Here is a 1,169-nt window from a genome sequence, read left to right as displayed (position 1 = left end):
TATTATATACTGAATTAATTTACTATAACATATTTTACAATAAAATAATGATTTTGGAGGTAGGTTATGTATAGATATTATACTAAAGGTGTATGCTCAAAATCTATTTTAATGGATATAGAGGAGGGTATATTGAAGGAGGTTATATTTGAAGGAGGATGTAGTGGAAATTTAATAGGGATAAAACATTTAATTGAAGGTAAGTGTGTAGATGAAATAATTGAAACACTTGAAGATATACCTTGTAAAAATAGAGGTACATCTTGCCCAGATCAACTTGCAAAAGCACTTAAGATATATAAAGAATATGTTTTTAATAAATAATAAAACTTCTACTTTTAAAGTAGAAGTTTATTGTTTGTTAACTAATATAGCTATTTTAGCATCTGGGTTATAGCTAACTTGAACCATTTGATTTTTCTTAAGATTCTCGAAATCTTCTCCACCGTAAGCTATTTGTAACTTAACAGGAAGTTTTCCTTGTTTTATAATAGCAACATATTCATTTTTACCTTTTTTCTCAAGGTTGATTAAGTTACCTACGTAAGGCTTAAAGTTTTGGTATTTTTTACTACTATTTTTTATGTAGAAATAAGTTCCAACAGCTATTAATATATTTACTAATAATATAACCCAACCAGATATATTAGCTAGTAGTCCACCTATTAATACGATAACCATTAAAATAATAGGAAGTATAGCTTTCTTTAACAGTAATTTCCCCATTATTTCGTTAGCTCTTTTCTCTGGACCAGTCATTGTCTTTGATCTAGCAAAAGATTCTGCAAATTTGTTTGTGAATCCCATATTGTTCCTCCTAATAAATACTTAATTATTATTGCTATTTTGATTGAAACTAAAAACTTTTTATTTCTATTACTTATTATATACAAGTTTTATATTAAAATTTATATTTAATTAAATCAAAATATATTAATTATTCTATCATAAAATTATAAAAAAAGAAATAAATCAGGTAATAAAATATATTAAAATAGTAACTATTCAACAGATAAAATAGACTTATCTAATTAATAAAGGTTATATAGAAATTTTACAATAAATATATTTATAACAACAAGATATAAAATTTCAAAATAATAATTAAATTACTAGTAGTAAAAAATAAATGAAGTAAATAATAATATTATTATAAAAATCTACAAATT

Annotated in this window: 2 protein-coding genes; one reads left to right on the top strand and one right to left on the bottom strand. The window is 23.0% G+C overall.

Features of this window, described 5'->3' with window-relative positions:
- Positions 1 to 66 precede the first annotated feature (66 nt).
- Complete coding sequence (locus G3997_RS07060; RefSeq protein ID WP_296644846.1) at positions 67 to 324, top strand: TIGR03905 family TSCPD domain-containing protein; 258 nt, start codon at positions 67 to 69, stop codon at positions 322 to 324.
- 27 nt (positions 325 to 351) lie between these two features.
- Here G3997_RS07060 and G3997_RS07055 read toward each other — a convergent pair whose 3' ends face one another.
- Positions 352 to 807, bottom strand: coding sequence for a hypothetical protein (locus G3997_RS07055; RefSeq protein WP_296644844.1), 456 nt, complete (start codon positions 805 to 807; stop codon positions 352 to 354).
- Positions 808 to 1,169 lie beyond the last annotated feature (362 nt).

Source organism: Romboutsia sp. 13368, from assembly GCF_018336475.1.
Lineage (GTDB): Bacteria > Bacillota > Clostridia > Peptostreptococcales > Peptostreptococcaceae > Romboutsia.
This window is presented reverse-complemented; position numbering and strand designations above follow the sequence as displayed.